This is a genomic window from Roseococcus sp. SYP-B2431 (assembly GCF_004336745.1).
Lineage (GTDB): Bacteria > Pseudomonadota > Alphaproteobacteria > Acetobacterales > Acetobacteraceae > Roseococcus.
On sequence record NZ_SJXD01000026.1, the window covers coordinates 345,910 to 372,472 of the forward strand.

34 protein-coding genes and 1 tRNA gene are annotated in these 26,563 nt (G+C 68.5%); 20 read left to right on the forward strand and 15 right to left on the reverse strand.

The features are described from left to right. Positions 1-158: 158 nt before the first annotated feature. From EJV46_RS22895 to EJV46_RS16065, 3 genes are all read right to left on the reverse strand, one after another. Positions 159-332 (reverse strand): hypothetical protein, encoded by a 174-nt coding sequence (locus EJV46_RS22895; RefSeq protein WP_165585580.1) that lies wholly within the window; start codon positions 330-332, stop codon positions 159-161. A 174-nt stretch (positions 333-506) separates the two neighbouring features. Beyond that, a complete protein-coding gene (locus EJV46_RS16060; RefSeq protein WP_131549698.1) occupies positions 507-1,040 on the reverse strand; it encodes a hypothetical protein in 534 nt (177 codons plus the stop codon). A gap of 207 nt (positions 1,041-1,247) precedes the next feature. Continuing rightward, a complete protein-coding gene (locus EJV46_RS16065) occupies positions 1,248-1,514 on the reverse strand; it encodes a helix-turn-helix transcriptional regulator (RefSeq protein ID WP_131549699.1) in 267 nt (88 codons plus the stop codon). Positions 1,515-1,626: 112 nt separating this feature from the next. Between EJV46_RS16065 and EJV46_RS16070 the strand changes: the two genes are divergently transcribed. From EJV46_RS16070 to EJV46_RS16145, 17 genes are all read left to right on the forward strand, one after another. Beyond that, positions 1,627-2,040, forward strand: a complete 414-nt coding sequence (locus tag EJV46_RS16070) for a hypothetical protein (RefSeq protein WP_131549700.1) — start codon at positions 1,627-1,629, stop codon at positions 2,038-2,040. Next, the gene (locus EJV46_RS16075) at positions 2,037-2,387 is read left to right on the forward strand and encodes a hypothetical protein (protein WP_131549701.1); all 351 of its coding nucleotides are present in this window, start codon (positions 2,037-2,039) and stop codon (positions 2,385-2,387) included. Before EJV46_RS16070 ends, EJV46_RS16075 begins: the two co-directional genes overlap by 4 nt. Then, complete coding sequence (locus EJV46_RS16080) at positions 2,387-2,809, forward strand: hypothetical protein (RefSeq protein WP_131549702.1); 423 nt, start codon at positions 2,387-2,389, stop codon at positions 2,807-2,809. The genes EJV46_RS16075 and EJV46_RS16080 overlap by 1 nt, the downstream gene beginning before the upstream one ends. After that, complete coding sequence (locus EJV46_RS16085; protein WP_131549703.1) at positions 2,806-3,018, forward strand: hypothetical protein; 213 nt, start codon at positions 2,806-2,808, stop codon at positions 3,016-3,018. Before EJV46_RS16080 ends, EJV46_RS16085 begins: the two co-directional genes overlap by 4 nt. Positions 3,019-3,291: 273 nt before the next feature. Beyond that, positions 3,292-4,098, forward strand: coding sequence for a hypothetical protein (locus EJV46_RS16090; RefSeq protein WP_131549704.1), 807 nt, complete (start codon positions 3,292-3,294; stop codon positions 4,096-4,098). A gap of 111 nt (positions 4,099-4,209) precedes the next feature. After that, on the forward strand, positions 4,210-4,437 hold the full coding sequence (locus tag EJV46_RS16095; RefSeq protein ID WP_206020840.1) for an AlpA family transcriptional regulator: 228 nt from the start codon (positions 4,210-4,212) through the stop codon (positions 4,435-4,437). Between the two features lie 166 nt (positions 4,438-4,603). Further along, positions 4,604-4,813, forward strand: coding sequence for a hypothetical protein (locus EJV46_RS16100; protein WP_131549706.1), 210 nt, complete (start codon positions 4,604-4,606; stop codon positions 4,811-4,813). Next, positions 4,810-5,970, forward strand: a complete 1,161-nt coding sequence (locus EJV46_RS16105) for a toprim domain-containing protein (RefSeq protein WP_206020841.1) — start codon at positions 4,810-4,812, stop codon at positions 5,968-5,970. Before EJV46_RS16100 ends, EJV46_RS16105 begins: the two co-directional genes overlap by 4 nt. Further along, complete coding sequence (locus tag EJV46_RS16110) at positions 5,970-7,358, forward strand: phage/plasmid primase, P4 family (protein ID WP_131549707.1); 1,389 nt, start codon at positions 5,970-5,972, stop codon at positions 7,356-7,358. Before EJV46_RS16105 ends, EJV46_RS16110 begins: the two co-directional genes overlap by 1 nt. Beyond that, positions 7,358-8,251, forward strand: coding sequence for a hypothetical protein (locus tag EJV46_RS16115; protein WP_131549708.1), 894 nt, complete (start codon positions 7,358-7,360; stop codon positions 8,249-8,251). Before EJV46_RS16110 ends, EJV46_RS16115 begins: the two co-directional genes overlap by 1 nt. Before the next feature lie 11 nt (positions 8,252-8,262). Continuing rightward, on the forward strand, positions 8,263-8,436 hold the full coding sequence (locus EJV46_RS22900; RefSeq protein ID WP_165585581.1) for a hypothetical protein: 174 nt from the start codon (positions 8,263-8,265) through the stop codon (positions 8,434-8,436). Between the two features lie 11 nt (positions 8,437-8,447). Next, positions 8,448-9,080 carry a hypothetical protein gene (locus EJV46_RS16120; RefSeq protein ID WP_131549709.1) on the forward strand — a complete coding sequence of 211 codons (633 nt, stop codon included), beginning with the start codon at positions 8,448-8,450 and terminating at the stop codon, positions 9,078-9,080. 196 nt (positions 9,081-9,276) lie between these two features. Further along, on the forward strand, positions 9,277-9,825 hold the full coding sequence (locus EJV46_RS16125; RefSeq protein WP_131549710.1) for a hypothetical protein: 549 nt from the start codon (positions 9,277-9,279) through the stop codon (positions 9,823-9,825). A 2-nt stretch (positions 9,826-9,827) separates the two neighbouring features. Continuing rightward, a complete protein-coding gene (locus EJV46_RS16130) occupies positions 9,828-10,244 on the forward strand; it encodes a hypothetical protein (RefSeq protein ID WP_131549711.1) in 417 nt (138 codons plus the stop codon). A 194-nt stretch (positions 10,245-10,438) separates the two neighbouring features. Next, complete coding sequence (locus tag EJV46_RS16135; protein WP_131549712.1) at positions 10,439-11,194, forward strand: hypothetical protein; 756 nt, start codon at positions 10,439-10,441, stop codon at positions 11,192-11,194. A 178-nt stretch (positions 11,195-11,372) separates the two neighbouring features. Next, a complete protein-coding gene (locus tag EJV46_RS16140) occupies positions 11,373-12,503 on the forward strand; it encodes a type I restriction enzyme HsdR N-terminal domain-containing protein (protein ID WP_131549713.1) in 1,131 nt (376 codons plus the stop codon). Positions 12,504-12,538: 35 nt separating this feature from the next. Continuing rightward, entirely contained in the window at positions 12,539-13,072 is a 534-nt protein-coding gene (locus EJV46_RS16145) for a hypothetical protein (RefSeq protein ID WP_131549714.1), read from the forward strand. Positions 13,073-13,139: 67 nt separating this feature from the next. Here the strand turns inward: EJV46_RS16145 and EJV46_RS16150 are convergent, their stop codons facing one another. The 4 genes from EJV46_RS16150 to EJV46_RS16165 all read right to left on the reverse strand — a co-directional run bounded on the left by EJV46_RS16150 (position 13,140) and on the right by EJV46_RS16165 (position 15,459). Continuing rightward, positions 13,140-13,886 (reverse strand): hypothetical protein, encoded by a 747-nt coding sequence (locus EJV46_RS16150; protein WP_131549715.1) that lies wholly within the window; start codon positions 13,884-13,886, stop codon positions 13,140-13,142. 406 nt (positions 13,887-14,292) lie between these two features. After that, positions 14,293-14,369: transfer RNA gene (locus tag EJV46_RS16155), tRNA-Arg, on the reverse strand. A 9-nt stretch (positions 14,370-14,378) separates the two neighbouring features. Beyond that, entirely contained in the window at positions 14,379-14,702 is a 324-nt protein-coding gene (locus EJV46_RS16160; protein WP_131549716.1) for an ETC complex I subunit, read from the reverse strand. Positions 14,703-14,745: 43 nt separating this feature from the next. Beyond that, positions 14,746-15,459: a GDSL-type esterase/lipase family protein gene (locus EJV46_RS16165; RefSeq protein WP_165585582.1), complete on the reverse strand. Its 714-nt coding sequence runs from the start codon at positions 15,457-15,459 to the stop codon at positions 14,746-14,748. Positions 15,460-15,502: 43 nt separating this feature from the next. On the opposite strand from EJV46_RS16165, the gene EJV46_RS16170 reads away from it, so the two are divergent. Together EJV46_RS16170 and EJV46_RS16175 are read left to right on the forward strand one after the other, a co-directional pair. Then, on the forward strand, positions 15,503-16,663 hold the full coding sequence (locus tag EJV46_RS16170; protein WP_131549718.1) for an OpgC family protein: 1,161 nt from the start codon (positions 15,503-15,505) through the stop codon (positions 16,661-16,663). Between the two features lie 10 nt (positions 16,664-16,673). Then, positions 16,674-17,402: an SGNH/GDSL hydrolase family protein gene (locus EJV46_RS16175; protein ID WP_131549719.1), complete on the forward strand. Its 729-nt coding sequence runs from the start codon at positions 16,674-16,676 to the stop codon at positions 17,400-17,402. Positions 17,403-17,526: 124 nt separating this feature from the next. Here EJV46_RS16175 and EJV46_RS16180 read toward each other — a convergent pair whose 3' ends face one another. Beyond that, positions 17,527-18,603, reverse strand: coding sequence for an isocitrate/isopropylmalate dehydrogenase family protein (locus tag EJV46_RS16180; RefSeq protein WP_206020842.1), 1,077 nt, complete (start codon positions 18,601-18,603; stop codon positions 17,527-17,529). A 79-nt stretch (positions 18,604-18,682) separates the two neighbouring features. Between EJV46_RS16180 and EJV46_RS16185 the strand changes: the two genes are divergently transcribed. Further along, positions 18,683-19,654 carry a tripartite tricarboxylate transporter substrate binding protein gene (locus EJV46_RS16185; RefSeq protein ID WP_131549721.1) on the forward strand — a complete coding sequence of 324 codons (972 nt, stop codon included), beginning with the start codon at positions 18,683-18,685 and terminating at the stop codon, positions 19,652-19,654. 43 nt (positions 19,655-19,697) lie between these two features. On the opposite strand, the gene gloA is transcribed toward EJV46_RS16185, so the two are convergent. From gloA to bamA, 7 genes are read right to left on the reverse strand one after another with little or no spacing between them, the layout of a single operon-like run. Continuing rightward, entirely contained in the window at positions 19,698-20,093 is a 396-nt protein-coding gene (gene gloA / locus EJV46_RS16190) for a lactoylglutathione lyase (protein ID WP_131549722.1), read from the reverse strand. Positions 20,094-20,135: 42 nt separating this feature from the next. Continuing rightward, a complete protein-coding gene (locus EJV46_RS16195) occupies positions 20,136-20,966 on the reverse strand; it encodes an LpxI family protein (RefSeq protein ID WP_131549723.1) in 831 nt (276 codons plus the stop codon). Continuing rightward, on the reverse strand, positions 20,963-21,817 hold the full coding sequence (gene lpxA, locus EJV46_RS16200; protein WP_240782587.1) for an acyl-ACP--UDP-N-acetylglucosamine O-acyltransferase: 855 nt from the start codon (positions 21,815-21,817) through the stop codon (positions 20,963-20,965). Before lpxA ends, EJV46_RS16195 begins: the two co-directional genes overlap by 4 nt. Continuing rightward, on the reverse strand, positions 21,814-22,284 hold the full coding sequence (gene fabZ, locus EJV46_RS16205; RefSeq protein ID WP_131549793.1) for a 3-hydroxyacyl-ACP dehydratase FabZ: 471 nt from the start codon (positions 22,282-22,284) through the stop codon (positions 21,814-21,816). Before fabZ ends, lpxA begins: the two co-directional genes overlap by 4 nt. Before the next feature lie 5 nt (positions 22,285-22,289). Next, positions 22,290-23,333, reverse strand: a complete 1,044-nt coding sequence (gene lpxD / locus EJV46_RS16210) for a UDP-3-O-(3-hydroxymyristoyl)glucosamine N-acyltransferase (protein ID WP_131549724.1) — start codon at positions 23,331-23,333, stop codon at positions 22,290-22,292. Between the two features lie 24 nt (positions 23,334-23,357). After that, positions 23,358-24,146, reverse strand: coding sequence for an OmpH family outer membrane protein (locus EJV46_RS16215; RefSeq protein WP_240782588.1), 789 nt, complete (start codon positions 24,144-24,146; stop codon positions 23,358-23,360). 43 nt (positions 24,147-24,189) lie between these two features. Next, complete coding sequence (gene bamA / locus EJV46_RS16220) at positions 24,190-26,517, reverse strand: outer membrane protein assembly factor BamA (protein WP_240782589.1); 2,328 nt, start codon at positions 26,515-26,517, stop codon at positions 24,190-24,192. Positions 26,518-26,563 lie beyond the last annotated feature (46 nt).

The window sequence follows — 26,563 nt, forward strand, 5'->3', positions numbered from 1 at the left end:
CCTCGTCCGCGCCTCGGGCGAAGTCACACCAACGGTGTCGGAGGCCGGCACCCCCGTCAGCGTGCCGCCGAATACAAGGTCGCTAAGGTTGGAGAAAGAGCCGCCAGTACGCTTAATCCCATAGGGCCCCGCCCCCTCCGGCCGTCGGGATCTTGTTGCTACCGGAACATCAGAGCCATGACGCCGACGCCGGCAAGCAGAACCAAGCACCCCAACAGAGCTACCCAGCCGTCGCCTTTGGGCTCGCCTTCCTCCTCCATGCTGTTCTTCAGCACCCTGTCGGGCTCGACCGGCCCTTCGCCCTCACGGTGGGGGAGAAGCTGGACGTCCATGCACCACTCTGTCGGCCGCTTGGTGAGGGTCTGGGTATACCGATCGTGTTCCAAAGGCATTCGTTCCGGATGGGTGGATGAGTAGCCGGAGCGGAACGCCCCTCAGGTCCCAAGTTTTCCCGCGCATTCCTGCCGTGCGTTCTGGGACGGCCCCTCGCGCCATCTTGGCTGCCTCTATCGCCCGGTTCGCACCCGACCCTGCTCAACGCGATCGACCGTCTCGCCCTCGACGCAGCCCACACCCGCCGCCCGCGCCGGGTCCGCAACCCACGTAACTCGATAGGTCCCGCGGAAATTCCTCCACCCCGCGGTCCGCGAGCTGTCCAGAACCAACCCGCGGCCGTCCTCGACGTAGGTCTCGCAAGCCGTGATCCACTCCGCACGCCTGCGCCCGAGGATGCGAGTCATGCAGCCGGCGCTGCCGCAGTAGGGCATGAGGTTGGCGTAGAGCACGAGCTCGTTGCGTCCGTCGCCGTCGAGGTCGACGCGCAGCACCGCCACGTCGCGGGCCGGCTTAAAGCCGTGCCGCCGTGCATCACGTGCGAGATCCGGGTGGCGGCGCAATAGACCAGCCCAGGCGTGCAGCGCCTCGCGATCGGCGGGCCGGAACGTGTACAGCTGCTCTCGTGCTGCGGCCGGCGGCGTGAGGGCGAATGCTACGGCAACGCCCGCCAGAAAAAGTCGCCACGGGCCAACGATGCTGCTCACTGGCTTCATCGCGCCGGACGAGCCGTCCCGGCATCTTCGATCGCTGAGCATTCCACCAGGTTATTGGGCGTCACCACGCAGCGGTGCTGTGGCTCGGGGGGAGGTGTCGGGGAGCCTCCGCACGCCGCGAGAGAGGCGGTGGAGAAGAACATAATGCTCAGCCACCTCGTGACCGACCATAGCCGCGGGGCCTCGATAGGCAGGCGGTCAGCCACGGTCCTTCCTCAGCCTGACGCCAGGCCCGTCGCCGTTGCCGGGGACGAAGACGACTCCCGCAGATTCTAAGGCTGCGCGCAGAGCGGAAACCGTACGCCGCTGCGGCGCCCCTTGCCCCAGTTCCATTCGCGCGATTGTCCGCTTGGGTATCTCGCTGGCCTGCGCCAGTTGCTCCTGGGACCAATTCACAAGCGCCCGAGCAGCTCGGAGCTGCGCCGCCGTTATGGCATCAACGATGACATTTTCGATTGCACTCATGCGAACACCATGTCATCAATAGTGCCATCTCGCAAGCGAGATGACGAACGGACGGGATGTTGCGAGCACCCCGCCCGCCCTGACCATAACCCCACTGTGGAGCAACAGGATCATGGCTACCCGAGATAATAGCACCCGCCGCGCTGCTGCCGAGGGCGCTGCTTTCGCGACGCCCTCCGCCGGAATGCGCCGCCGCCGGCGCGAGGCGATCGAAGCCCTGATTGACCGGGCCATTGCCGCGCTGGACGTGCTCGACGGCGACTGCGACCTGGAGGAGGAGCAGGACTGCTGCGAAGCGGCGGACGACGACCTCTCCCGCTTTCCCTGCCGGCAGAGGCAGAACGACCACGGCGCAGGCACGCTGGAGGATGCCGAGCCGGACGAAGATGACCTCGGCGCCAACGAAGACGAGTTCCCCTCCCGCTCGCTCGCCGCGACCAACTGGCACTGCCGCAACGGGAAAGACTACATCTACGGCCACGATCGCCTCCTCAGCTCCTATTCCGGTCGGGGGACGGCGGCATGAGCGCGACCCGCCGCGGCATCCTGGCCGCCGCCGCCGCCGCCGCCTCGCCGCTCGCCGGCTCGGCCATCGCTGCGGAGCCGCATCCCGACGCCGAGCTGATCGCCAAATGCGACCGCTATCTCGCGATCCGGAACGAGTACAATTCCGGCCCCGAGCCCACGAGCCAGGAGGAGGACGATCGTCAGTATTTCGCCTTGCGTGCGGCGGAGGAGGCGTTCCTGAATACGGCGCCCCGGACACTCCATGGCCTTCGGGTCAAGGCCTCGGCAGCCCAGAGTGCCGGACTCGACGAGCATGCTTGGCAGGTCGTTGAGGACTTGCTGCGGATGTCGGGAGGGCCGGTCTGATGGCGGTCCGTCGCAACATCCTGTTCGGCGCCGCCGCCGTCATGCTGCTGGAGCGAGCGGCGGCGGCCCCTGTCGCGCCGCATCCGGATGCCGAGCTGATTGCGCTCTGCGCCGAGCACCGCGAGCTGGAGCGCCGCAAAATCGCGGAGTGGGACTCCCGCCCGCGGAATATCACCTTCGAGGCGGAGGCGGCGCTGGATGCCGCCACCACTGACCCGATGATCGGCCGGCAGGGCGAGATTGCCGAGCGCCTGGCAGAGCTGAAAGCCACAACGGCAGAAGGCCTGCTGGCGTGGATCACGATGGTCGCGACCTTCGACGCAGACCTGTCGGAGTTCGACCCGGACGACGATTTCAGCGGCCGAATGCTCGCCTGCATCTGCCGCGACGCCATTGCCCTGCTTGCGGGGAGCGCGGCATGAGAGTCGCGACCCCGAAGCGGACCTCCATGAAGGAGATGAACGCGCTGGAGACGATCGTCTTCCGCGTGCTGTTCGCGGTGGAATGCGAGCGGGCGTGCGCGCGTCAGGCGGTGGACGTGCCGTTCGTGCGCGCCATGGCGACGCTGGAGAAGCATGGCGGATTTCTCCGCGAGCCTCCGCCCGCTTCTGCTGGCGGCACGGCCTCGTGAGCCGGTATTCTGCAATCGACGGGGCTAGGTTTGGCCGCCGAACGCCTGGCTCTCCGCGCCGGGCTGCCCCGTCGACTTCCACCTGCGGATGGCGCTGCGGAGGCGTGTGTTATGGTCGATTCGTCGCCGCTGGTTGTGCCCCTCGAGCCGGATCAGCCGTACGCCCACACTCGCCTTATGGCTGCGATGTGCTGGCCAGAAGACATAGCACGAAGGAATGCAGCTCTCGCGTCGTTCGGTGCGGATGCGTTGGACTACCTAGAGGACGAGGGCGTGAACCTTGTTCGCAAGGAGGTCGACCAAGCGATGCCAGAGCTCGCCAAGGCTCACGGCAGGACGGTCGACGAGATTATGTCGTTGCCAGAATTCGCCGACGACCGTGCCTGGGTGGAGCGGCTCCTTATGGAGGGCGCTACTCAGGACATAAACGATGGCATGTTCGAAGCAGCTGGCGGCCGGCGGACGTTGAAGGCGGCGCCAGGCCTCGAGGCTATCAACCGAGAACTTCAGCAGATCTGCGAGAAGGAGGGGATGATAGCGGGCGGGGCGCTGCTGAAAATCGCGGCTATGGCCAAGCATCATTCATCCGTCCCAGCGTCGATGGCTCGTGCGTGGGCCGTTATGGCGGTGGACGATGCGGCGGGGCGGTACACCGCCCCGCCCGATCGACCGGCCCTGGTTCGCCTATGGCGTCGTCGGGGCGGCGTTGCACCGCATTTCGCGGCGCACATCGCTTTTGTGAAGATGATGGCCACGCCTGCTCCCGGTCTTCCGGCTTTGACTCCGGAGCAAATCGCTCGCGAGCTACGAAAGCCGAAATCGGTCGCTTGGGTTCTGGGGTGGGCCGAATGGCTCCGCCAGTGGGCAACTGCCTTCAGACCCCCGCGATCGAGCAGCCTTCTTCTGGATGCTCAGCGCAGTTTGCGAATCGTGAGCAGCGTAACGCCGGAGGAACCGCCCATAGACCGGCTGGACCGGATGCAGTTGAAGGCCGCCGAGAGCTTCCAGCAAGAGTACCCAGATTTCTTCAAGCCTCGGGAGATTGCGGGCGAATTCGGCCGGGCGAAGAGACAGCGCTGACGACCAGTGAAGCGGTGCTTTCACCAGTGAAGGCGCTGGCTCACTGGTTATCCGACTTCCCATTGTCCCTTCAGGCGGCGCGTGTCGCGCCGCTCTACGAAAGGGCAGTCCATGCAGCGCCATTCTTCCCCGCACCTGACCTCCGAGATGCTGGCCGAGCGTCAGCACGTTTCTCTGCGCACCCTCGAGCGTTGGCGCGGCGACGGATCGGGCCCCCGCTTTCTGCGTGTCGGTCCGCGCAAGGTCATCTATCCGATCGCCGAGGTGGAACGGTGGGAAGCGGAGCGCATGTACGCCAGCCGCGCCGCCGAACTCTCCGGCCGGTCGAGGGCGGCCTGATGCGCGCGCCCCTCGCCAGCGTCTCGCCCTTCAGCCGCCAGAAGTAGAAACCCGGCACGCGCTGGAGCGGTGCGGGGCTGAAGCCTGAGACGGACTACTACGACACCCGTCACATAGCAGCAGCGACCGCATATTTCCAGTGCCGTGCATGTCCGAGGAGAAGGACATGACGAAGAGCAAGATTTCGAAGCGTCGGGCGATCTCGGCCCCTCGCTTCATCGCCGAGGAGCCGCCGCGGCTCTGCATGATCCCGGGCCTTTGCGATCGCGCCGGCGAGCCGCTGATCGTGCGCGCCACGGGTTCCCGGCGCCGGCCGCTGCTCATGGCGTTCGCGAGCATCGCGGCGGCCGTGGCGAGCGGCAGCGAGGCCCCGTGACCCAGCCCGCCCATCACCACCTGGTCCAGCTCGCGCGGAGGAATCCGGCGCCGCTGTCCGCTTGGGAAGAAGCCTTCCTCCGCGACATGGAGCGCCTGGCCGACCCCACGGATCGTCAGATGGAGGTGCTGCACAGCATCGCTGAGCGGGTGAGCTATCCCGACCTCGCCAAGACGCTGGCCTGCCGCATGGGCGACCTGGCGCGCGCCCTGCTCGGTGAGCCGACGCTGGAAGGGCGGGAGGAGTGGCGATTCCGGGCTAAGGGCAGCCTCTCCGTCGAGGTGGCCGGATCCAAGCGCGGGAGCTGGTACGACCACGAGGCCGGCGTGGGCGGCGATGCCCTTGGCCTCGTCGGGCACGTCCGGCGCGAACGACCCGAGCGTGCCGCCAGGTGGGCGCAGGACTGGCTCGGCGGCGCTCCGGCGGTGCATGATGTGCCCCACGACGGCCAGGAAGCCGCCCAGCGCCCCGCCAAGGCGCCGGTGACCATAAGCGCGGCCCGCCGAGCCTGGGGGGAAGGGCAGGACGCTGCTGGTTCGCTGGCGGAAGCCTACCTCAACGCCCGAGGCCTCGCTCGCGAGCCCGGCCTGCCCCTGCGGTTCCATCCCCGCTGCCAGCGCGGGGACGGCAAGAGGGGCCCGCCCGAGTTCCTGCCCGCCATGCTGGCGCTTATGACCGATCCGGAGACGGGCGCTCCCTGCGGCGTGCATCGGACGTTCCTCCTGCCCGACGGCAGCGGAAAAGCCCCGCCCGGCCCCTTCGGCGAGCCCGCGAAGATGATGCTTGGTGCGGCCGGCGTGATCCGCCTTTCGCCGGATGAGGAGGTCACGACGCGGCTCGGCCTGGCCGAAGGGATCGAAACGGCGCTGAGCGTCATGCAGGGCTTCGGCTGGCGGCCGGTTTGGGCGGCGGCCAGTGCCGGCGCGATCGCCCGCTTCCCCGTGCTGGCCGGCATCGAGGCGCTGACCATCTTCGCTGACCGGGACACGTCGCGCTTCCGCGGCCAGGACGGCCACGCGGGCCCGGACATGCCGGATGGGCCGGGCATGCACGCAGCCCGCGCTTGCGGTCAGCGGTGGCGGGAGGCGGGCCGGGAGGGCTGCATCGTCAGTCCGACGGCCGGTGACTGGAACGACGCACACCGGAGGGCCGCTTGATGGACGGCCTCGATCCCGAAGCTCGTTTTGCGGCGGCCGGCGCACGGCGCGAGCCCTTCGCAGTGAATAGCCCGCCACCAGAGGCTCCGCAGTTCTCCGACGACGCCCTCGCGCTCGCCTTCAGCGATCGACACAATGGGCAACTCCTCTACGTCCCTCAATGGGCATCGTGGTTGCGCTGGGACGGCTGCCGCTGGGCTAGGGACGAAACCCTTGCCGTCTTCGACCTAGCGCGCGCGCTGTGCCGCGAGCAGGCTCAAATCGCGGAAGACCAGAAGGAGGACGGCGCCAGTCGCATCGCGTCGGCTAGTACGGTCGCCGCGGTCGAGCGCATGGCCCGTTCCGATCCACGCCATGCACGGCCTGCTGCGGCATTCGATGCCGACGAATGGCTGCTGAACACGCCCGGCGGTATCGTGGACCTGACCACCGGCGCCACGCGACCGGCGAGGAAGTCGGAGCTCGTCACCAAGGTCGCGTCGGTCGCCCCTCAGGGAGAGTGCCTCCGCTTCCTGAAGTTCCTCTCGGAGATCGTCCAGGAGGACGAGGACCTCATCGCCTATCTGCAGCGATGGGCCGGGTACCTGCTGACCGGCTCCACCCGCGAGCATGCCTTCCTGGTGATCGTCGGGCCGGGCGGAAACGGCAAGACGCTGCTGGTGAACATCCTCGCCTATCTCCTCGGGGATTATGCCGCGACGGCTCCGATGGAGACGTTCATGGCGAGCGCGGGCGACCGGCACCCAACCGACCTGGCCGGCCTGCGCGGCGCGCGGCTCGTCATTGCCCAGGAGACCGAGGCCGGGCGCGCCCTGGCCGAGGCCAAGATCAAGACACTGACAGGCGGAGATCCGGTGAGCGCGCGCTTCATGCGCGGCGATTTCTTCACCTATCGGCCGAACTTCAAACTGGTGATGGTCGGCAACCACCGCCCCGTCATCCGCAATCCCGATGACGCCCTTCGTCGCAGGCTTCATCTCCTTCCGCTCACCTTCAAGCCGGCGCAGCCGGACGCGAAGCTGTTCGACATCCTGAAGGCCGAGGGGCCGGGAATTCTGCGGTGGGCCATTGAGGGCTGCCTCGCTTGGCAACAGGCGGGCCTTGGGATGCCGATGGCCGTCAAGGCCGCGACGGACGGCTACTTCGAAGACCAGGATCTCCTGGCCCAGTGGCTGTCCGAACGATGTGAGGTGAAGAACGGCAACGAAACCTCTTCCTCGGCGCTGTTCCGCGACTGGTCGACCTGGTGCGACCAGCGCGGAGAGGCGGCCGGCACCGGCAAACGCTTCTCTTCCGCGCTCGAGCGGCACTTTGCGAAGAAGCGCTCCAACGCCGGGATGATCTTTGCCGGCGTGCGACTTCTCCCCTCTTCGACGGGGGCGTTCTGATGCCCGCCACCTCCCTTCGTCAGAGCCAGTGTAGGGTTGTGCAGGGTTTTCTATTTCACCCGTTCACGTGTGTGTGTGCGCGTGAACGGCTGAAAAGAGAAACCCTGCACAACCCTACACGGAGCCGCGGCCCGGGTTGTCCGACCGCCGCTTCCGAGTGGTCCAGGGCCGCGTTCGGGCCCTCCGAAACTCCTTCCCATCACCGCCCCGCGCGCCCCGTCGCCGCGCTGGGGAAGCACGTCACCGCGACGCAGGAGCACCCGCACATGAACTTCGAAGACGCCCTCGCGCGGAAGGAAGGGCAGCCCCGATCGGGCCATCTCTTCCAGCAGCTGATCGGGCTGCCTGACAGAGCCCGCGCGAAACTCGCCGCCATGCGCAGTCGCCGGAAGGCGACGGCAGCCCGCGCCAAGCTGAAAGGCGCCGCGACAGCTCGCCGGATCGAGCCGACGCTGCGCGGGCCGAAAGCCGCGGACACCCCGCCGCCCACCTACACGGCCGAGAGCTTCGCCCGCCTGGCGCCGCTGGCCGGAGCGCAATGGTCCGCGCTGTGGGAGGACAAGGCCGCAGCCGGTCCGAACCCCGCCATCCGCGACGAGCGCGCGCGCATGCTGGCGATCCTCGGATCGCCAGAGGCCGCGAAGCATCCGCCGCTGGCCGCTCACCTGGCCTTCGCCACCGACCTCAATCCCGCGATCGCCATCAACCTGCTCAGCACCGCAGCGCCGCTCGCGATGCCCGAGCCCCGCATCAGCCTGTCGGAACGCATGGCCGGCGAGACGCAGATCCGCCTCGGCAGCGAACCGCCGCAGCCCGCAGCGGGAACACCGGAAGCTCTCGCCGCCCGCGTCCTCAACTCCACGAACCGCGCGCGACCGCACGCGGCAGCCTGAAAGGAACTGACATGCAATCCGACCCCATCCACTCCCGCGAGCCCGCCGACCCGATCGACGGCGCCATGACGGAGGCTCAGCGCCAACGCTGGGCCCACCTCGAATCCCCGGTCGCGAAGGTCGGGCTGCAGGAGTGGCAGCGCTCCCGCGCCGCCGCCCTGTCGCACCCCCACCAGACCCATTGAGGAGCACCAACATGCAGTACGCCGACGTCATGCAGCTTCGCCCCGAGGCGCAGGATAGTGCCTCGCTCGCGGGCGCCATCCTCCGTGCCGAGAGGGCGCGGGTGGAGAGCCTAAACCGCGTGAAGGACCTGGCCGGCCAGCGCTCGGCCGCGCTCCTCACCTCGGACGATGCCGAGCTCCAGGCCATGGAGCAGCAGGCCGCAGATGCCCAGCGCGCAGCCGATCGCATCGCAGCCCTCATCGAGGCCATGCGCGCCGAGATGGAGGTGGCCAGCGAGCGCGAGAAGAAGGAGCAGGCGCTCCATCTGCTGGAGGGATCCAACCGTGTCGCCACGGCCTTCCTGACCTGGTGGCGGGAGGAGTACCCGAAGCACGCCGAGGCGATCCGTGCCGGGCTCCTGTTGGAGCAGCAGGCGCATTCCGCACGGGCCGTTGCGCAGGCTGCGTTGGAGAGCACGGGTCTCAACCGCAAGTCGCTGATCTACACCTCGGCGGAGATCACGGGCTCCGGGTCGCTCTGGTCCCTGCACATGGGCGCGGCATTTCAGCTGCCCTCGCTCGACGGAACCGTGTGGCCTCGCGCGAGCAAGCACTTCGAGCCTTACTGGTTCGTCACCGATCTTCGTCGGATGGACATCCGATGAAGAGCCCCGCGCCGACGCAGCGCTCTGACCAGGGCACGCAGCCCGCCGTCCCCACCATGCCCGACGCCACCCCGGAGCCCAGCGCGGAGGCGCACCGCGTCCCGCGACGCCTTGGCCACCGCCTCCGCGCGCCTCGCCCCGACGAGGTGACCGCGGCCAACCCCGAGACCCCCGAAACGAAGGAGACCCCCTGACCATGCAACGCATCGCCAACGGGACGCAGGTCGCGTCCATGCCCACCCCGGCCGCCCCGGTCGGCACGCCCGGCTACGGAACCAGTGGCGATCCCGGCGCCGGCCTGCTGGGCTCCATCTTCGGCGCGGACGATTTCAACCGCCACCAGGAAGAGCTGATGTCCTGGCTCGCCGCGGCCGGGATCACGCCGGACGGCAACAACAACGCGCAGGTGCTCGAAGCGGCGCACAAGATCTTCGGCGGCGGCGGCACGATGGGCGGCAACGGGTGGCAGTACCTGCCCGACGGGATGCTGCTCCAGTGGGGATCCGGCGCCACCGTTACGGGCGGCGTGGCCGTCACGTTCCCCATCAGCTTCGGAGCCTCGCCGCCTATCGTCCTGCTCAGCGAGAGCGGCGCCGGCAGCTGGGTCCCGGCCAGCAACTGGACGATCTACGGCCGAAATTCTGTCGCTGCCGGGAGCATGTTCGTGAACAGCGTCACCTGGAACGGCACGGGGTTCGTGAACGGCAACGGCAACTTCAACTGGCTCGCCCTGGGAGTAGCATAATCATGTTCTACAGTCCCTCCCTTCGCGCCTTCTTCATCTCCTCGCCCGGCTCCGATGCCGTCGAGATCACGGGCGCGGACCACGCAGCGCTTCTCGCTGGGCAGACCGCCGGCAAGGAAATCGTCCCCGGCGAAGACGGCCATCCCGTCTTGCAGGACCCGCAGGCTCCCACGGCCGCGCCGCCGCCCCTCACGGCTCGGCAGCTCCGGCTTGGACTCCTCGGCCGCGGCATCACGCCGGCAATGGTCAATGAGGCGATCACCGAGCTTCCCGACGACCAGCAGGCCGTCGCGGAAATCGAGTGGGAGTACGCGACCCAGTACCTCCGCTCGCATCCGCTCATCGACCAGATCGGAGCGGCCTTCAGCCTGACGCCCGAGCAGATCGATGGGGCCTGGGCCGAGGCAGCGGCGCTCTGACCGATGCAGAGGGGTGGGGGCGAGGTATGCGTCACACGATGGGCTGGGCTATCAAGCTACGCTATGAGCGCATGACCCCCCCCATTCGGGTCCTTCCCGGGCCCTTTGCAGGGCGGGGGTTTTGCCGAGCGCGGACCGTCCCTAGCCAAAGTCTTTTGAAACAGGGTGACAGGTGACACGTGGTGACAACGAGCATGGCCGAATTCGCGCGATTGCAGTCGGTCTCCCGCAAGACGGCCTACGAGTGGAAAGCCAAGGGATACCTGGTCTTCCTGGGCGGCGCCGTGGACGTGGAGCGGTCCAATAGCCGCCTGGCCGCGGCGGGCCTGTCGCGCCTGAAGCCTGTCACCCTGCGGCGGCAAGCGTCACGTCAGGTGCGGCAGGGTGACGCTGGCGCCGTCACCTCAGGGGAGGCGCTGCTCCGGCACGCTCATCAGTTCCCGAAAATGCTCACGGTGTCGGTCTTCGCCGCCGGCGTCTGGGACCTCGTGCTTGAGCTGCTGGCCCACCTTCCGATGGAAACGGTACGCCCCATCGTCGAGCGGGTGGTTGCTATGAATCGCAGGGCCGCGGTTGAGATTGCCCTGATCGATGGTGAGGGGCCGCCCGAGGGCTTTGCGAGCTGGGCCGATCACCCGTGGCTGACCCGGCCGGCCCTGACCGAGGCCGAGTGGCAGGAGCTGGAGGAGGAGCACTGGGCGCGCGGCGCTGGAGGGGGGGCAGTGATCGCCTACCCCCTGATCCGGCACATCACCGGCGAGAACCCCACCCGGCGCGTCGTGTGGACTGTCACCGCGCCGGGGCCTAGGCGCACGGAGACCTTCGCGCCAGAGGTCGACGGTGGCGTCGCGGCGGGATGGCGGGCAGCCGCAGCGCGCCTCAGGACCGAGGCCGAGGCGAAGCACTGGGTCGCGATTTTCGATGAGGAGGAGTGCCCGCCCCGGCTTTGATGTAGCAGCCCAGATGGTGGAATGGCTGCGGCCGCCACCAGCATCAGGAAACGGTCCCCACAATACGCCGCTCCCCGCATCATGAGATGCATGCGTAGTAAAGGAACAATTTGATGGAAAGAATTCCGACAACGATCTAGCGTCCCGTTTGCAAAAATAGTGGTTGGAGGAACGGCCAGTGGATGAATTTCGTGAAAAGTTGCGGACCTTCGCTCAGCGCATGGTCGCGCTGGCGCCTCGCTGCACGAATGAGGAAAGCACCAAACTCTTCCTGATCCTCCCGTTCCTGAACTTCCTCGGTTACGACGACAGGAATCCCGACGAGGTTTGCCCTGAGCACGGGTGCGACTTCAGCGAGAAATATAAGAACCGCGTGGACTTTGCGATCCTCCGTGGTGAGGCGCCTGTCATTGCACTGGAGTGCAAGACCCTCGGGATGGCTCTTCGAGACGAGCGCGGCCAGCTGCGGTCATACTTCAATGCCGCGCCCACGGTGAAAATGGGCATCATAGCGGACGGCCTCGTCTACGAGTTTTATGCAGACTCCGACGAGCCCAATATGATGGATCAGAGCGCGTTCCTTTCCCTCGATCTCCGAGAGATTGCGAAGGGAAAGATCGAGGACTCCGTTGAGGAGGGTCTGCGCGGCCTGCAGAAAAGCACCTTCGATCCCGAGAACATTGGAGCGGAAGCGAAGCGCAAGCTCATCTTCCAAAACATCGTCCTCCAGCTCGGTGCGCTCGCGCAGGATCCGAGCGAGCCGTTCGTCAGGATGCTTCTTCAGAAGGCTGGGGTTAGCCACGTTCGAGCCAAGTCTCTCGATGAGTATCGCGACCTGACGAAGTCCGCATTCCGGGAATTCGTTAATCAGCGCATTCTGCGGAGGCTCGATCTGCCCACCAAGGATGACGCGGAGAAGGCAGCGGGCCCTTCGCAGGAGGTCCCTGTGGCCGTGGCCGCGGTGGCGCCGACGGATGCGGTCGAGACGACCGCCGCCGAACTTCAAGTCATGCAATATGTGAGGAAGCGGCTGGCTTTTCTCGTGAAGGAAGAGCGCCTCTACGACGAAATTTCGAACATCGAATTCAAGGACTACAAGGGGAAGATGGTCGCGTTCTATCGCCGCGAGCGCGCAGGCCGACTGTTTGATTTTCGTGAAGGCAAAGACGCTTCCATGCACTTCGACTTCGGTGCGGCGGGCGGAGAGCTCGCCGTCAGCAAGCTCTCCGAGATCGATACGCCGCTTCTGGCCGTCTACCGGCAACGCGTGGAGGAGCTGGCGCCTGCGGAAAAGCGTGCGGTGGCATAGCGCCGGCGTGATGTCAGGCTACTGAGGGCGCGCCGATGAGTCAGACCTTATCCCCAGCCGAGGCGGTGAAGGCCGCGACTGAGGCTCGCAAGCCCTGGGACGAGACAGCCCGGAAGGGCGAGGAGATCGCCTCGAACTTCGTCCGGGACGGCCTCAAGATGGTGGTGCTGCTGAACTCGGGCGCAGCCTTGGCAATGCCCGCGGTGACGGCCTTCATCGGCTTTGATGCGGCCGCCAAGGCAGCCCTAGTCTATCCCATGGGCATCTTCATCGTTGGCGTGATCGCTGGCCTGCTGGCGTCGGTGACGGCCTACTTGGCTATGTGCTTCCACATCGAAGCATCGCGAGCAGACGCCGTTCTGACGGAGCATCAAGCGCTCCAGTTCTTCAGAGGGACCTTCGATACGACAGCATCGAAGGATGGGACCGCCACCCGCGCTGCGACCAGAGATCGATGGTGGAAGGGGTACAGCCGCCTGCGCGGGCTGGGGCTGATCCTGTTCGGAGCGGCCCTTCTTGCTTTTGTCGGTGGCGCCCTCTGGGTGTTTCTGCTCGCGATGCGGAAGTGACCGGCGGAGATCGACCGTGGCGATCGTGCTCCGCGCGCAGCGATCGAATCGACCGAACGGGAGAGCGTCAGTCCACACGTCCGTCGTTCACGATGCGCCGAAGCTTGAAGCGCTCGTCGGGCGTGACCAACACGGAGGTCGTGAACAGCGTCGGATGGATCTCTTGGGACCATCGTCGCGGGTGGAAGACGTGCTCCAGCGCCGCCAAGGCCGGGTTCAGGCGTCGCCCCGACCAGCTAAGATGCTCCTTGAGCTGGAAGACGTTGGTGAGCGCGGGATCTCCGTCGAGCCAGATGCGGGCGATCTCGACGGCATCGCTTCGGGTGTCGAAATCCATCGCCACTCGATCAAAAGCGAGGAATAACGCGCCAGTGGGGCGGTATTGCAGGATCGCGGCGCCCATCGCGGTCGTGGTGCGGACATACCCGTGATGCGCGAGCTCGGCGACGGCGTCCTCCAAGGCGGTCTTGGTGTCACCGGGAAACGCTTCCTGAAGCGACTCGAATGACACGGCGCGCATCATTCCGGTGTCATTCATGCTGAGCGTGTGGAAAGCCACTTGCAGAGCCAGAGGGTCGAGCACGATCTGCCCGTTTATGCGAGCCCCCAATCGCTCCAGTCGCTCGGAATGGTCGTTGGTCGCCTCGGCGATCTCCCGCTGGAAGCGCTCGAGATCTTGCTCGAATTGGCTGGGGTGCGTGTAGCCATAGAGATGGGCCAGGGCCGCTGTGATTGGGGTGAATTGGGCGGCAGCCTCGATCAAGCGCCTCGTGACAGCCCGACCTTCGTCGCGCTCAGGATAGGAAATCGTCATCGGGCTCCCCTTCTACTTGATGGCCGCCAACCTGCCGCGCAAACCAAATCAGACGGGCTACGAATACTGGCCGAGCAGCGCCGCCAGGTCTGCCCGAAATCGCCCGCCAGTCCTTGTGACCTCAGCCGCATCGTGGCCCGCCGGAGGCCGGTCAGGCGCGCGCTCGCGGCATTTGCACCACGTGTCCCGCCGGCCCCGCCTCGCCCATCTGCCGCTGCACCTCACTGGCCACCTTGTCGGCCGCGGCGAGCAGCACGGCGTCGGCCGAGTGGATGTAGCGCCGGGTGATGCCGCCGCCCTAGTGGCCGGCCGCGTGGCACTGATTCCATGAGGTCCGCTGGGGGTCCGCAAACCTGAGGTCCGCAAAACATTCGGGCCAAATCATCGCATAAGATATTGAAAAATCTGGCGCGCCCTGGTGGATTCGAACCACCGGCCTGAAGCTTAGAAGGCTCCTGCTCTATCCAACTGAGCTAAGGGCGCGGATTCGGGTCAGTGGGTCCAGTTCTCGCCCCGATTGGTGCGGAAATTGTCGGCATAGACCTTGGGCCTGATGGGCTTGGCGCGCGGCGGCTCCTCCACCTCGAAGGAAATCCCCTTAGCCTCGGCATAGGCCACGGCCGCCTCGCGCGTCGGGAAGCGCAGACGGACCTGGTTGCGCGTATCGCCCGAACCGGGCCAGCCGGTCAGCGGATCGAGGCGCAGGCGCTCGGCCGGGGCGTATTCCAGGACCCATTCCTGCGTGTTCGCCCGGCCCGCCTGCATGGCCGAGCGCGGCGGACGGTGGATGCGGGCCAGGGGCTTCAAACCGCTCATGCAGGAATTCTCCAGTTTCGACTTGGCATGTTGCGTCAGGCGGCTAGCGGCCGGCAACCATGGTCCGGACGCCGACGGCCTCGAGCACGGCGCCGGCCAGCGCCTCGGCCAGGCAGGCATAGCCCCGGTCGTTGTGATGCAGGCCGTCCGGCGAGAGAACCTCGGCGGAGGGCAGGCCACCCTCCGCCCATGCCGACATCAGCCAGCCGCGCGGGAAGAGCGCCACCCGCCTTTCGCGGGCCAGGCGGCTCAGGATCTCCGGAAACCGCGCGCTGCCCGCCGCCTGCAGGATCCGGGGCGCGCGCTGGTTGTCCATCAGCACCACGGCGACGCCGGCCGCGTCCAGGCGGCCGAGCCCGGCCTGCACCTGCGCCGCGAAGACCGCGGGATCCGAGTCCTTCAGCGCCTCGTTGGCGCCGGCCTGCCAGACCACGAGGCCCGGCCGATGGGCCAGGACGTCGCGATCCAGCCGGGCCAGCATCTCGGCCGTCGTCTCGCCGGAGCGCCCCGCATTGATGACGCTGACCTCGCGCCCGGGCAGCGCCCGGCGCAGCAGGGTCTCGAGCAGCGCCGGATAGGCCGCCTCCGGCCGCGAGGCGCCGGCGCCTTCCGTGGAGGAAGACCCCAGCGCCACGATGGTCACCGGACGGCCGGCCGCGATCTCCGCCCGCAGCCCGTGCAGGGGCGGCAGAGTAAGGGAGACACGGGGGCAGCCGCCCATGGAGGCGGAGCCGGACGTCGCGGATGCGAGCAACATCAAAAGGCCCAGCCAGACACGCATCATGTTAGCTTAACCCGTAATGACGACGGACGCCACGCGCAGCAAAGCCCGCCACCGCGATCCAAGGGCCGACATCTGCCGAGGCTTCGCGCTGTGGATGATCGTGGTCAACCACACGCCGGGGAACTGGCTGGGCGCGGTCACGCTCAAGAACTTCGCCCTTTGCGATGCGACCGAGGCCTTCGTATTGCTGGCCGGCTACGCGGGCGCCTTCGCCTATGCCGGCCGCGCGGACCGCCTGGGATGGCCGGACGCGGCGGCGAGCCTCGTGCAGCGCATCGGCAAGCTCTATGTCGCCCACATCTTCCTGCTGGTGGTCTTCACGGCGCAGGTCGGCTACTCCGCCGCGACGCTGGACCGGAGCGCCTATCTCGACGAACTCGCGCTCGACCCCTTCGCCGAGCAGCCGTACCGCACCCTCCTCGAGGCGCTGCTTCTCCGCTTTCAGCCGGCCTTTCTCGATATCCTGCCCCTCTACATCGTGCTCCTGGCCTTGCTGCTGCCGGCGCTCGCGCTGCGGAGCCGGCCCTGGCTGCTGCTCAGCCTGTCGGCCGCGCTCTGGATCGGCGCGCGGCTGACGGATTTCAACCTGCCGCGCTGGCAGGGCGGCGGCTGGTTCTTCAACCCGCTCGCCTGGCAGTTGCTGTTCTTCCTCGGCTTCCTGATGGGCCAGGCCGTGCGTGGCGCTCCGGCGCCGCCCATGCCGAAGCGAAGCGGCTGGCTCGACGCGGCCGCCATCCTGGTGCTGGGCCTGGGGCTCCTGGCCCTGATCGCCCTCGAGTGGCTCCCGTCGCTGGGCGAGAGGCTGCCCGAGGCGATCCCGGCCTTCCTCGCGACGGTGGACAAGACGGCGCTCCATCCATGGCGCCTCGCCTCCGTCCTGGCCATCACCTACCTCGTGGCCCGATACGTCCCGCGCGACGCTCCGGCCCTCCAGGGGCTATGGACCCGGCCGCTGCTGGCCATGGGCCGGAACAGCCTCCCGGTCTTCTGCTTCGGGATCCTGCTCTCCTTCCTGGCGCGGCTGATGCTGGAGGCGGACGACGCCTGGCCCATGCAGATCGCGGCGAACATCCTCTGCCTCGGAATCCTGGTGCTCGTGGCCTTCCTCGCGGATTGGCAGAGGAACGGGGCGCACCCGCCCCGATCGGCCTTGCCCCCGAACCCGGCCGCTGGCTAACGTGGCCAGGATGTCACGCATCGCCTGGATCCTGGCCGCGCTGCTTCTGGCGTTTCCGGCCGGAGCAGCCCCCGCTTGCGACATCCCGACCGAATACCTGACCGTGCCGCGTCCGCTCTTCGCCACCGCGCGCGCCCTGCGGTCGGAGACCTTGCGCATTCTGGTGCTCGGCTCCGGCTCGGTCACCGGATCGGGCGCGTCGGCCCCGGAAGGAGCCTGGCCCACGCGGCTGCAGAACCTCCTCGCCCTTCAGTATCCGGAGCGGGCCGTGGAGGTCGCCGTCCGGGGCGGGCGGGGGATCAACGTCAACGACCATCTGGCCCTGTTGCGCGATCCACCCGCCGGCCAAGAGCCGGCGCTGGTGCTCTGGCAGGCGGGGACCGTCGAGGCGGTGCGCGGCATGGATCCCGACGAGATGACCGACGCCATGCTGGCGGGCCTCGAGCGGATCCGCGGCTGGGGCGCCGACACGATCCTCATCGACCAGCAATTCTCCCGCTTCCTGCGCGCCAACACCAATATCGAGCCCTATCGCGAGAAGCTGCGGCTGATCGCCGCCGCGGCCGGGGCGCCGGTGTTCCGGCGCTACGACCTCATGCAGCATTGGGTGGAGACAGGCGCGATCGACCTGGAGCGCACGCCGCGCCCCGAGATGGCGGCCACGATAGACAGGCTCAACGACTGCCTGGCCCGCGCCATGGCCGCGCTGATCATCCAGGGCGTCTCGGAAGCGCGTTGATCCAGAGGATCACGGAACGTTGATCCGGAGGATCACGGAACATCGATCCGGAGGATCATGGAACATTGATCCGGAGGATCATGGAACATTGATCCGGAGGATCACGGAACATTGATCCGAGGGATCACGGAAGGGCCTCGAGCACGGCCCGGGTCGCTTCCGCCGTGCCTGCCGCGCCGCCGACATCCGCCGTGCGCAACCCGCCCGCGAAGGCGGCGTCCACCGCCCGCCGGATCTCCTCGGCGGCTTCCGCGAGGCGCGAGCCCCCACCCCGCATCGCCAGCCAGTCGAGCATCATGGCCGCGGACAGGATCGTCGCGGTGGGATTGGCCCTGCCCTGCCCGGCGATGTCGGGCGCGGTCCCGTGGCTCGGCTGGAACACGGCATGCGCCGCGCCCAGGTCGGCCGAGGGCGCGAAGCCCATGCCGCCGATCAGCCCCGCCGCGAGGTCGGAGAGGATGTCGCCGAACATGTTCTCCGTGGGGAGAAGGTCGAAATCCCAGGGCCGGCGGATCAGGTCGAGCGCCATGGCGTCCACATAGGCCGCGTCGTGCGTCACCGCCGGATATTCCGCCGCGACCTCCCTGAATATCTGGCGGAGCCAGGCGAAGGCGCGGAAGACGTTGGCCTTGTCCACCAGCGTCACGCGCCCCGGCCGGCCCAGCCGCGCGGCGCGCTGGCCGGCCAGATCGAAGGCCATGCGGGCAAGGCGCAGGGAGGTGCCGCGCGTCATCCGCAGCGTCTCCTCGGCCATCTCCGGCGTGACGCGGCCCTTGTCCTTCGAGAAGAACAGCCCCTCCGTGCTCTCCCGCAGGATCACGAAGTCGATCTGCGCCGCGCGCGGATCGACGAGCGGCAGGGGCACGCCAGGAATGGCGCGGATCGGCCGCACCCCGCCGAAGAGGTCCAGCCGCTGGCGGAGGGTGATCTGCGGCGCCAGCTCGGTGCCGTCGGCGTGCCGAATGCCGGGCCACCCCATGGCGCCGAGCAGGATCGCATCCGCCTTGCGCGCGCGCTCGAACACCTCGTCCGAGAGATCGGTGCCCGTGTCCCGATAGGCGAAGGCGCCGGCTCGGAGCTGTGTGAAGCCGAGGCCCAGCGCATGCCGCGCATCCACCTTCTGCAGGACGGCGACCGCGGCCTCCATCACCTCGGGGCCGATGCCGTCACCGCCCAGGACGGCGATGTCGAGTGAGTTCATGGCCTTGCGCTTCCCGTTCCCATGGCGCCAAGCTAGCCGGACAGAACGAAGCGGCAAGAGCCGCCGGACGGAGGACTCCATGACGATCACTCGCCGCGCCCTGCTGGCCGCCCCTGCCCTGCTGCCGCTCGCGGCGAAGGCGCAATCCGGATGGCCGGAACGCCCGGTCCGGATCATCGTCCCCTTCCCGCCGGGCCAGGCCGCCGACATCTTCACGCGCCTCGTGGCCGACCAGCTCTCCCAGCGCTGGCCCCAGCGCGTCGTCGTGGAAAACCGGGGCGGGGGCGCCGGCGCTCCCGCACTCGAGGCCGGCGCCCGTGCGGCACCCGACGGCTATACGCTGATCGCCGGAACCTCCGGCACGCTGGGCGTGAACCCCTCGGTGCTGCAGCGGCTGCCCTATGATGCCGAGCGCGACTTCGCGCCCATCAGCAACGTCGTCATGGTGCCGTTGCTGATGATCGCCCATCCGAGCTTCCCGGCGCAGACGATCCAGGAACTCGCGGCCATGGTCCGCGCCAGGCCGGGCGAGATCAACATCGCCTCGGCCGGCCCGGCGACCAGCCAGCACCTCGCCATCGAGTTGCTGCAGCTGCGGACCGGGCTGCGCTTCAACATCGTCCATTACCGGGGCTCGGGGCCGGGCATCTCGGATCTGGTGGCCGGGAACGTGCCGCTCATGATGGACAGCGTGGCGAGCGCCCTGCCGCAGATCCAGGGCGGCCGCGCCCGGGCGCTGGCGGTGGCCCAGCCGCGCCGCGTCCCGCAGCTGCCGGACCTGCCGACGCTCGGCGAGACGCTCTTCCCCGGCTACGAGGCCGCGGGCTGGACGGGGCTCGTGGCCCCTGCCGCGACCCCGCCGGAAATCGTCCAGCGGATCTCGGCCGATGTGCGCGCCATCCTCGGCGAGCGCGCCATGCAGGACCGGATCCTCGCCATGGGCGCCATCGCGGATCCGGGCACGCCGGAGGAATTCTCGGCTTTCGTGCGCAGCGAGATCGCGAAGTGGCGCGAGGTCGCCCAGGCGGCCAATGTCCGCCTGGACGGTTGAGTTCAGCGGGATCGCGTGATTCGGACCTTCATCACGCTTGGGCCTACTTCCGCTGGATCAGCTCGATCTTGTAGCCGTCCGGATCCTCGATGAAGGCGATGAGCGTGGTGCCGAACTTCACCGGCCCGGGCTCGCGCGAGATCTTCACGCCCGCGGCGCGCATCTTCTCGCAGCTGCCGTAGATGTCCGGCACGCCGATGGCGAGGTGGCCGAAGGCGCCGCCCATCTCGTATGTCTCGACGCCGTAATTGTAGGTCAGCTCCAGCACGGTCTCCCGGCTCTCGTCGCCGTAGCCGAGGAAGACCAGCGTGTACTTGCCGTCCGGCACGTCGTTCCGGCGCAGCTCCTTCATGCCGAGATGGGTGGTGTAGAAGGCGATGCTGCGGTCGAGGTCGCCGACGCGCAGCATGGTGTGCAGGTAGCGGAAGCTCTCGCTCATTCTTGGTCTCCTTGCGATGTGGCGGCGTTCGAGGTGGCGGCGTCAGGCGGTGAAGCGTTCCGGATCGACGGCCAGGACGAAGAGCCCGGCCGCCTCGGCCGCCTCCAGCGTGGCCGTCCGATCGGCGAGTATGGTGCGGCCCGCCTCGATGGCAATGCCGCGCAGCCCCGCCGACCTCGCCCCGGCCACGGTGACCGGACCGACCACGGGCGCGTCGATCCGCATCTCCTGGCCGGTCTTGGACAGCTTCACCAGCACCCCGCCGGGGCCGTCGCGCCGCAGGTCGCCGGCACGGGCGATCAGGGCATCCGTGCCCTCCACCGCCTCGATGCCGAGCACCAGCCCCTGCTGCACCACCACCGCCTGCCCGACATCCACCGGCGCCAGGCAGCGCAGGGCCTGGATGCCGCGGGCGATGTCCGCGCGGGCCATCCCATCCGGCTCGGCCCCGACCAGCAGGCCGGCTTCCGCCGCCGTGCTGCCCTCGATGAGGGATTGCGGCGAGACGATCTCGAACCCCTCCTCGCCGAGCACCTGCGCCATCGCCTTGAACAGCGCATCGTCGCCCGAGAGGATCGCGACGCCGACGCGCGCCATGGTCCTGGCCATCCAGACGTCGGGCAAGAGCGACAGCATCGACGGCCGCTTCACCTTGCCGGCCAGGACGATGTGGGTGGCGCCCTCGTCCTTCAGCCGCTGGACGATCGCCCCGCCGGCTCCGAGGCGCTCCACGGCGTGCGGGAAGGGGGCGAAATCCGCGGGATCACAGAAGCCCTTCAGGCAGACGACGAAGATCTCATGGCCCGACCGGACGGCGGCCTCGGCGACGCGCGCCGGAAAGGGTCCTCCGCCGGCCAGAAGGCCGAGCCTCACGCCTCCTCGTCCTCAGCCCCCAATTCGGCCGCCATGCGGCCCGGCCGGATCAGCTCCCGCTTGCGGTCGCCCGAGCGCAGGAAGCCCAGCACCTCGCCGACCAGCACGTCGCCGGCGAAGCGCTCCTCGGCCGCCAGGAGGCGTTCGGCGAAGGTGCCCGGATCGCGGAAGAGCAGCCGGAAGGCGGCGCGCAGCGCATGGAGGTTCTCGCGCGAGAAGCCCCGCCGCCGCAGGCCGACGACGTTCAGCCCGACGATGCGCGCCGGGAGGCCGAAGACATTGCCGAAGGGCGGCACGTCATTGGTGACCCCGGCGAGCCCGCCCACCATCGCGTGACGGCCGATGCGGACGAACTGGTGGATGGCGGCGCCGCCGCCCAGGAAGCACTGCTCGCCGAGCTGGACGTGCCCGCCCAGCATGACGTTGTTCGCGAGGATCACCCGGTCGCCGACCCGGCAGTCATGCCCCACATGGCTGCAGGCCATGAGCAGGCAGTCCGCCCCGACGCGCGTCACGCCGTCGCCGCCGACGCTGCCCCGATGCACGGTGACATGCTCGCGCAAATGGCTGCGCGGCCCGACCGTCACGCCGGTCGGCTCGCCGCGATACTTCAGATCCTGGGGCGGCAGCCCGACGGAGGCATAGGCCGAAAGCCGGCTCTCGGCGCAGATCCGGGTCTGCCCCTCGATCACCACATGCGAGACGAGCTCGACACCCTCCTCCAGCACGACGGAGGGGCCGACGACGCAGAAGGGCCCGACCCGGCAGCCGGAGCCGATCTGGGCGCCCGGCTCGACGACAGCCGACGGATGGATGAAGGCGGTGCCGGAGATGCTGTCCACGTGTCTCACCGGTCCCTGATCATCGCGGCATAGGTCGCCTCGGCGACGACGATGCCGTCGACCTTGGCCTGGGCCGAGAACTTCCACACATTCATGCGCCGCTGCACCTTGGCCACATGGACGCGAATCTGGTCGCCCGGCACCACCGGCCGGCGGAACTTCGCATTGTCCACGGACATGAAATAGACGAGCTTGCCTTGCGCGTGCTCGCCGAGGGTCGCCACCACGAGCACCGCCGCGGTTTGCGCCATGCTCTCGACGATGAGCACGCCGGGCATCACCGGTTCGCTCGGGAAATGCCCCTGGAAGAAGAACTCGTTGATCGTGACGTTCTTCACGCCCACCGCCGACTCGCCCAGCACCATATCCACCACCCGGTCGATCAGGAGGAAGGGATAGCGATGCGGGATCGCGGCCATGATCTGGGCGATACCGTAGGATTCCATCGTCGTATTCGGGGGTGCCGCCTGATCCATGGCTTTCACTCCGCTTCTCGTCTTTTCATATGCCGCGACTCGGCGGTCAGGCGTCTCAGGACCCGCAAGGACCGGAAGGCCTCGCGAACAGGTACGGCCGGCGTGCCGAAGACCTCCGCCTCGGCGGGAAGATCCTGGATTACGCCGGCCTGCGCGCCGATCCGGGCCCGGCTTCCGATCGAGAGATGCCCCGAAAATCCAGCCTGGCCGCCCGCGCTCACGTAATCGCCCATCACGGTGGATCCGGAAACCCCCACCTGGGCCACCATGATGCATCCCCGCCCCGTCCGGACGTTATGCCCCACCTGGACCAGGTTATCGAGCCGCGTCCCTTCGCCGAGAACGGTATTTGCCAGGGTTCCCCGGTCCACGCAGCTATTGGCGCCGATCTCGACGCCCCGCCCGAGCTCGACGAGGCCGAGCTGGGGGGCTGTCTCGAAGCGGCCGTCCGGGGTGACGGCGAAGCCGAATCCCTCCTGCCCCACCCTGGCGCCGGGATGCAGCACGACGCCCTCCGCGCAGATCGCGTGGGAGATGGAGGCATGGCTGTGCAGGACGCAGCGCGCGCCCAGGACCACGCCGGGGCCGACCGTCACCAGCGGCCCGATGAGGCAGCCGTCGCCGATGCGGGCGCCGGCCCCGATCACCGACATGGGGCCGATCTCGGCGCCCTCGCCGATGACGACGTCCGGGCCCAGGATCGCGCTCGGATCGATCCGGGCCTGCGGCCGGGGCCGCGGATGGAAGAGGACGGCCACCTTGCCGAACGCCGCGGCGGGCGCGGAGCAGGTAATGGCGACACAGCCTTCCGGCACCTGGTTGGCGAGCGCCTCGGGCACCAATACAGCACCTGCGCGCGTGGCCCTCAGGGCGGTGACGTAGCGCGGCGCCTCGCAGAAGCTGACCTCGTCCGGCGTCGCCGCCTCGAGGGAGCCCACGCCGGCAAACAGGCGCTCGGAGTGCCCATGGACCACGCCGCCCGCGGCGGCGGCGATGGTCGTGAGTGGGAGAGGCCCCGCATACCCGAAAAAGCGGGCGTCAGCCGACATGCGAAGCGTCCCGCACTTTCCGGATCAGCGGCGGGCGGGCTGCTGCGCCGGAGGAGCGGCAGGGGCCGGAGCGGCCGGACGGGCCGGGGCGGCGCCGCCGGGCGCCTGGGCGCCGGCAGGCGGCGTCGGCGGCTGCGAACCGTCGCTCTCGGCCGGGATCGTGACCTGCCGCAGGGTGCGGTTGAACTGCTGCGCCACCTCTTCCGTCAGATCGAAGGCCGGCTCGTTCATGATCACCAGGGGCCGCGGCAGGACGATGTTGACGTTGCGGCTGCCGGCGACCTGACGCACGACGACGCCGAGCGACTCCTCGATCTGCACGAGCGATTGCTGCGCCGCCTGCTCGATCGCCTGGCTGCGGTTGCGGAAGATGCGCTGGCTGTCGGTGATCCGATCCTGCAGCTCGCGCTCGCGGTTGCGGATCTGCTCCGGATTCATCTGGGCGCGCTGCGTGGCCAGCGCCTGCTGCGCGTCGCGCCAGCCGTTCTGCTCGCGCTGCAGGTCGTCGTTCAGCCGGGTCCGGCGCCGCTCGATCTCCTCGCGCACCTGGTTGAAGGCCGTGGAGAGGCGCTGGATCTCTGGAATGTCCACGATGCCGATCACGGCGGCGGGCGGCGGAGTCCCGGGCGGCAGCGCCGCCGGGCGGGCCGCAGCCGGGGCCGGACGCGAAGGCGCCTGGGCCGGACGCTGCGGCTGCGCCTGCGCCGGACGCTGGCCGGCAGCCCCCTGGTTCTGGCCTGGGACGAACCACTCCTGGCCCTGCCGCTGCTGCGCGAAGGCCACGCTCGGGGCCAGCCCCAGCAGAAGGGCCATCGGAAGTCGGAACGATGTCATTGGCGTCTACCTGTCCCAGCGCTCAGAAGCGCGTACCAAAGCCAAAACGGAAAACCTGGGTCTCGTCGTAGCGCTGCTTCGCCAGCGCCTGAGCGACGTCGAGATTGATGAGCCCGAAGGGGCTCCTCCAGGAGATGCCCACGCCTGCGCCGACGCGCGGCGTGGAGGTGTCGCCGATCCCCGCGCCCGAGACCGTGTCCCAGAGCGCGCCGACATCGACGAAGGCCCGGCCGATCAGGCCGATCTCGGACGGCACCGGCAGCGGGAAGCGCATCTCGGTCGTCTGCGTCCACATCATGCGGCCGCCAAGGGCGTCCCTCGTCGCGAGATCGCGCGGGCCGGCGCCGGCGAGGGCGAAGCCGCGCAGGTTCTCGCCGCCGAGGAAGAAGCGGTCGACGATGCGATCCTGGTTGCGGCCGCCATAGGACTGCAGCGCGCCCACGCTGCCGAAGAAGGTCAGCACGTAGTCCGGATTGCCGAAGACCCGCTCGAACGGCAGGTAGAGCGCGCCGTCGAGACGGGCGCGCACATAGGCCACGTCGCCGCCCAGGCCGGCGAAATCGGTGCCGAGGCGCAGCAGGTAGCCCCGGCGCGGCTCGATCAGGTTGTCGCGGGTGTCATAGGCCAGCGTCTGGCTGACCTGGCTAAGGACGGTGCTGCCCTGCTGCTCCAGAACGAAGCGCGAGGCGCCGGGCTGGATGTCGTAGATGTCGCGATTGACGAGGCTGTAGGACCAGGACTGCCGCAGGCGCTCGTTGAACTCGTAGCCGGCGCGCAGCGCGAAGCCGGCGCGGCGCTCGCTGTATTGCGAGACCGTGAGCAGGTTCCGCTGGATGTAGAAGACGTCGGCGCCGACCGCGAGGTTCCGGTCCAGGAAGGCCGGCTCGGTCAGCGAGATGTCCACCTGGCTGCGCCGCTGCGCGATCGTGGTGTTGAGGCGCGCATCGAGGCCAGTGCCCGAGAGATTGCGCTCGCGCAGGCCGAAATCGGCCAGGAAGCCGGCATCGGTCGAATAGCCGCCGCCCACGCTCACCTCGCCGGTCGCGCGCTCGGCGACCTGCGTGGTCAGGATGGTGCGGTCCGGGGCGGTGCCCGGGGAGTTGGTGATCTGGACGTCGCTGAAATAGCCCAGGTTGCGGATGCGCTCGCGCGAGCGGCGGACCTGGGCGGCGTTGAAGGCGTCGCCCTCCGCCAGGCGGAACTCCCGGCGGATCACGCGGTCCTGCGTGCGGGTATTGCCGTTGATGTCGATGCGCTCGACGAAGACGCGCGGCGCCTCATTCACCGCGAAGGTGATGTTGACCTTGCGGGCCTCCGTGTCGCGGGTGATGCGCGGCTGGACGTCGACGAAGGGGAAGCCGCGCAGGTTGGCGGCGTCCGCCAGCGCCTGGGCGCTGCGCTCGACGGCGTCGCCGTCGTACCACTCGCCCGGCGCGATCTCGAGGAAGCGCCGGATCTCGGCCGTGTTCAGGTTCGGGAAGGCGGAGGTGATCTCGACCGTGCCGAAGGTGTAGCGCTGCCCCTCGTCGATATTATAGGTCAGGAAGAAGCCGCTGCGGTCCGGCGCCAGCTCGGCGGTCGCGGCGCCGACCTGCACGTCGGGATAGCCGGTGCGGAGGTAATAGCGGCGCAGCAGCTCGCGGTCGAAGTTGAGGCGATCCGGGTCGAAGGTGTCGGAATTGGAGAGGAAGCGGTAGAAGGCCTGCTCCTTCGTGGACACGACCTCGCGCAGGCGCGAATCGCTGTAGGCCCGGTTGCCGACGAAGTTGATGCGCGCCACGAGCGCCGCCTCGCCCTCCTGGATCTCGAAGACGACATCGACCCGGTTCTGGTCCAGCTCGATGATCTTCGGCTCGACGCGCGCGGCGAAGCGGCCACGGCGCGCGTAGAGGTCCAGAATGCGCTGGCGGTCGGCCTGGACGAGCTGCGAGGTGTACACGGCGCGCGAGCGCAGCTGGACCTCGTTGCGCAGCACGTCGTCGGAGACGCGGCGGTTGCCCTCGAAGGCCACGCGGCTGATCAGCGGGTTCTCGGCCACATCCACGACGACGCGCGAGCCGTCGCGGGAGACGCGCACATCGCGGAACAGGCCGGTCGCGAAAAGGCTGCGGATCGAGCGGTCCGCCCGGTCGGCGTCATAGGCGTCGCCCGGCTGAAGCAGCATGTAGCTGCGGACCGTATCGGTCTCGATCCGCTGGTTGCCGCGGACCTCGACCGCCGTGATGATTCCGCCCGGCGCCTCGGCGGCGCGGGCGGGCACGGGCCGGCGGCCCTGCGCCTCGGCCTGGCCTGGCGACAGCATCACGAGACCGGCGGTCGTGAGCAGGATTGCGCGCAGCGTTGTCGTCAAGGAAAGACCCATATGTTTGCGTCGAGCCGGAGCCGGCGGGAACATA